Raw genomic sequence first — 4,417 nt, forward strand, 5'->3', positions numbered from 1 at the left:
CGGCGACGCTCCTCCGCCTGCTCCTGCCAGGCGAGCAGCTCGGTGCGCGCCTCGAGCTCGGCGCTCTGGCTGGCGGCCAGCTCGTCGCGGAGGCGACGCACCTCGGCGCGCGTGCTCTGGAGCGCGGACCGGGTCTGGGCGAGGTCGCCGTCGAGCAGCACCGTGCGCTCCTCGGCCGCGGCGTGCGCCGCCTCGGCCTGGGCGAGGGCGGCCTCGGCGGCCTCGACCTGGGAGACGAGCGCGGCGATCCGCTCGTCTCGACGCTCGACCTTGCCGGTCATCGTCTCGGCGAACGCGATCTGCTCACGGCCGCGACGCGTGGCCTCGCGGCTCCGGTCGTGAGCGGCGGTGGCGCGGTCGCGTGCCCAGTCGCGGCGCACCTGGGCGGTCTCGTTGGCGAGCAGACGCGCGGCGACGGAGCAGGCCGCGACGGCGTAGACGACCGCGGCCGCGAGCGCGACGACGGTCGAGACCACGATCGCCGCCGTGCCGGCGACGAGGGCGGACACGATGAGCACGACGGCGGCCAGGGTGCGCACCGAGCGCTGGCTGCGTCGATCGGCGGGACGGGAGGTGGTCATGGCGCCAGGGTAGGTCGGGCGGCGCGGTCGTCGTGGGAGGCGCACCGTGCCTGGTGGGACTGGTGGTGCGGGAGGGAGGAGGCGGCTACGACAGCGGCGGCGTGCGGCGGGCGAGGCACCCGACGAGGTGGTCGTCGACCATGCCGGTGGCCTGCATGAGCGCGTAGGCGGTCGTGGGCCCGACGAACTTCAGGCCACGGCGCTTGAGCTCCTTGGCGAGCGCGGTCGACTCGGCCGACGTCGCCGGCACGTCGGCGACCGTCCGCGGCGCGGGCGACGTGTCGGGCGCGAACGACCAGACGAGGTCGCTGAGGCTCTCGCCGAGGTCGAGCACGGCCCGCGCGTTGCTGATGGTGGCCTCGATCTTGGCGCGGTTGCGGACGATGCCCTCGTCGGTGAGGAGCCGCTCGACGTCGGCGTCGGCGAACCGTGAGACGAGCGCGGGCACGAAGCCGACGAAGGCCTCGCGGAACGCCTCGCGCTTGCGGAGGATGAGCGACCAGGACAGCCCCGACTGGAAGGCCTCGAGGCTGAGCCGCTCGAACATCGCCCGGTCGCCGCGCAGCTCACGACCCCACTCCTCGTCGTGGTAGCGGCGCAGTCTCGGGTCGTCGCCCCACGGGCAGCGCTCGAGGCCGTCGGGGCCGGTCACCGTCATGCGCCGATCCTGCCAGGCACGAGGAGCTCCTCGCTACGATGCGCCCGCCCTGCCGTCGCCGCTGGAACGGAGATTCCCAGGTCGACCTGGGAATCTCCCGCCAGGCGCGGTTTCCTCAGCGACGCCCGGAAAGCTCTCCGTGCTCCGCTGAGAGAACCGGGTCAGGCGTGTCGACGCTGGCGCGAGGCCTCGTAGAGCACGACCGACGTCGCGTTGGCCGCGTTCAGCGACGACGCCGTCCCCGTGATCGGGATGTGCACCATGACGTCGCAGATCTCGCGCCACGCGGCCGACAGCCCCCGCGTCTCGTTGCCGGTGACGACGACGGTCGGCGCCGTCAGGTCGGCGTCGGCCAGCTCGACCGGTCCGTCCTCGTCGGTGCCGACGACCTGCACCCAGCCGAGACGCGACCGGAGGTCCTCGACCCACGCGAGCACCTCGTAGGGCGAGCCGAGCCGGACGGTGGGCACCGTGAGCGCCGAGCCCGTCGACGCCCGCACGGCCCGCGGCTCGTAGGGGTCGCAGGCGTGGCCGCACACCACGAGCCCGCTGCCGCCGAACGCGTCGACCGACCGCGCGATGCTGCCGACGTTGCCGGGGCTGGTCGGCCGGTCGAGCACGACCGCGAGCAGGTCGGGGCCGGCGGGCAGCCGCGCGAGGTCGTCGGCCGGCTGCGCCACCACCAGCACCACCTCGGGACGGTCCTGCTCCTGCTCGGCCAGCTCGGCGAGGAGCTCGGCCGAGAGCGTGTACTGCTCGGCGCCTCGCCCTACGGCCCGCGCCACCGCCTCGCGGGCCCACTGCGACGGGTCGCGACGGTCGTCGTGCAGCACCGCGACGACCTCGAGCGGCGACTCGAGCGCGACGGACACCGGCCGGACGCCCTGGACGAGCAGCTGACGCAGCTGGGTGCGCTTGCGCCGGTTGGTCAGCATCGCCTCCCACTGCTGGAAGGCGGCGTTGCGCGACGTGACCCGCACGACGTCAGCTGGACGCGACGGCGTCGAAGTGCGCGACGGCCTCGTCGACGTCGTCGGTGAGCAGCAGGAGGTCGAGGTCGGACTCCTTGATCTTCCCGTCGGGGAGCATCGTCTGGCGCAGCCAGTCGACCAGGCCCTGCCAGTAGGCCGTGCCGAACAGCACGATCGGGAAGGTCGTCACCTTGCCCGTCTGGGACAGCGTGAGCGCCTCGAACAGCTCGTCGAGGGTGCCGAAGCCGCCGGGCATGACGACGTAGCCCTGCGAGTACTTCACGAACATCGTCTTGCGGACGAAGAAGTAGCGGAAGTTGATGCCGAGGTCGACCCACTCGTTGAGACCCTGCTCGTGCGGGAGCTCGATGCCCAGGCCGACCGACACGCCGCCGCACTCGCTGGCCCCGCGGTTGGCCGCCTCCATCGCACCGGGGCCGCCGCCGGTGATGACCGCGTACCCGAGCCCGCAGAGCTTCTCGGCCACCTCGCGCGCCTTCTCGTACATCGGGTCGTCGGGCGTGGTGCGCGCGGACCCGAACACGGCGACGGCCGGGCCGAGCTCGGACAGCGCACCGAAGCCCTCGACGAACTCGGACTGGATGCGCAGCACGCGCCAGGGGTCGGTGTGCACCCAGTCGGTCGGGCCGCGCGAGTCGAGCAGGCGCTGGTCGGTGGTGCTGCTGGGGACGTGGCCGCGGCGCAGGTGCACCGGGCCCTTCTGGTAGCTCATGCGGTCAGCCATCTCCTGAGGGCGTCCTCGACGGAACGCAGGTGCGCGACGGGGACGTGTTCGTCCTGCTTGTGGGCGTAGATCGGGTCGCCCGGTCCGTAGTTGACGGCGGGGATCCCGAGCTGCGTGAACTGCGCGACGTCGGTCCAGCCGAACTTCGGGCGCGGCTCGGCACCGAGCGTCTCGACGAACGCGGCCGCGGCGGGCTGGTCGAGACCGGGCAGCGCGCCGGGCGCGGAGTCGGTGACGGTCAGCTCGAAGCCGTCGAAGACCTCGCGCAGGTGCGCCAGCGCCTCGTCCTCGGACCGGTCGGGCGCGAAGCGGTAGTTGACCGTGACGATGGCGAGGTCGGGCACGACGTTGCCGGCCACCCCGCCGCTGATGCCGACGGCGTTGAGCCCGTCGCGGTACTCGAGCCCGTCGATGACGACGCGGCGCGGCTCGTAGTCGCGCAGGCGCACGAGCACCTCGGCGGCGTCGTGGATGGCGTTGTGACCGGTCCACGACCGCGCGGCGTGCGCACGCTCCCCTCGGGTGACGACGTCGACGCGGATCGTGCCCTGGCAGCCCGCCTCCACGGACGCGACGGACGGCTCCATGAGGATCGCGAAGTCGCCGGCGAGCAGCTCCGGACGTTCGCGCGCGAGCCGACCGAGCCCGTTGAACCGCGCGGCGATCTCCTCGGCCTCGTAGAAGACGTAGGTAACGTCGCGTACCGGCTCGGCGACGGTCGCCGCGAGCTGGAGCGCGACGGCGACGCCGCCCTTCATGTCGCAGGTGCCGAGCCCCCAGAGCGTGTCGCCGTCGAGACGCGTCGGGAAGTTGTCGTTCGCGGGGACGGTGTCGAGGTGCCCGGCGATCACCACCCGCTCCGCCCGACCGAGGTCGGTGCGGGCCACCAGCGTGCGCCCGTCGCGCACGACCGTCAGGTGCGGCGCCGCGAGCAGCACCGCCTCCACCGCGTCGGCGATCTCGGCCTCGTCGAGGCTCTCCGACGCGATGTCGCAGAGGTCCGCGGTGAGCTGGACGATGTCGCGGGTCGGGTCGAGCACGGCCATGGCGCCCACTCTAGGGCGCGGTTGCCTGTCCCCCGCGGGTGCGTCGGTGTGGCTTCTCGTCGACCTGCGGCTGCGTCGGGGCGGCTTCGTGCTCGGGTGGGGCTGCGCTGGCGCGGCTTCGACTCGTCCTGCGCTCCGAAAGGGCCTCGACCGAGCGGCTGGCAGCGGCGGCGGCTCGGGTTCTCGGGCTGTGGCTCGCGTCGGACGCAAGAATCTGCGTTTGCGCTGGCCATCGGTGGATCTGCCACCTTCTGAGCGCTCTACGGGTGGCAGATCCACCGCCGAGCGGGCCAGACGTGGCAAGGCTTCTCCCTTCTCGTGGACCGTGCCACGAGAAGGGAGAATCGTTCGTCACCCCAACGCAAAGGGCACCCAAGATTCTTCATTCGCGCGTAGAGGATTGAACGCTTCTGCGT

At 72.7% G+C, this 4,417-nt stretch carries 5 protein-coding genes; all 5 read right to left on the minus strand.

Going from position 1 to position 4,417, the window contains the following annotated elements; all coding sequences use genetic code 11:
* Positions 1-581 (minus strand): hypothetical protein (locus A6Q79_RS14200; protein ID WP_317698653.1); only part of this gene is annotated, 581 nt, incomplete at its 3' end.
* 85 nt (positions 582-666) lie between these two features.
* Positions 667-1,239 (minus strand): DNA-3-methyladenine glycosylase I, encoded by a 573-nt coding sequence (locus A6Q79_RS14205; protein WP_067855776.1) that lies wholly within the window; start codon positions 1,237-1,239, stop codon positions 667-669.
* Between the two features lie 161 nt (positions 1,240-1,400).
* A complete protein-coding gene (locus A6Q79_RS14210; protein WP_286689330.1) occupies positions 1,401-2,219 on the minus strand; it encodes a TrmH family RNA methyltransferase in 819 nt (272 codons plus the stop codon).
* Between the two features lie 4 nt (positions 2,220-2,223).
* On the minus strand, positions 2,224-2,943 hold the full coding sequence (locus tag A6Q79_RS14215) for a TIGR00730 family Rossman fold protein (protein WP_286689331.1): 720 nt from the start codon (positions 2,941-2,943) through the stop codon (positions 2,224-2,226).
* On the minus strand, positions 2,940-4,001 hold the full coding sequence (dapE, locus tag A6Q79_RS14220) for a succinyl-diaminopimelate desuccinylase (protein WP_286689332.1): 1,062 nt from the start codon (positions 3,999-4,001) through the stop codon (positions 2,940-2,942). Before dapE ends, A6Q79_RS14215 begins: the two co-directional genes overlap by 4 nt.
* Between the last annotated feature and the right edge of the window lie 416 nt (positions 4,002-4,417).

Origin of the sequence: Aeromicrobium sp. REDSEA-S32_B7, assembly GCF_001626145.1 — a bacterium.
Taxonomy (GTDB): domain Bacteria; phylum Actinomycetota; class Actinomycetes; order Propionibacteriales; family Nocardioidaceae; genus Aeromicrobium; species Aeromicrobium erythreum.

Excerpts from the sequence above, each read along its gene's own strand:
- A6Q79_RS14205 (WP_067855776.1), bottom strand. The coding sequence starts at position 1,239 with ATGACGGTGACCGGCCCCGACGGCCTCGAGCGCTGCCCGTGGGGCGAC.
- A6Q79_RS14215 (WP_286689331.1), bottom strand. The coding sequence starts at position 2,943 with ATGAGCTACCAGAAGGGCCCGGTGCACCTGCGCCGCGGCCACGTCCCC.
- dapE (WP_286689332.1), bottom strand. The coding sequence starts at position 4,001 with ATGGCCGTGCTCGACCCGACCCGCGACATCGTCCAGCTCACCGCGGAC.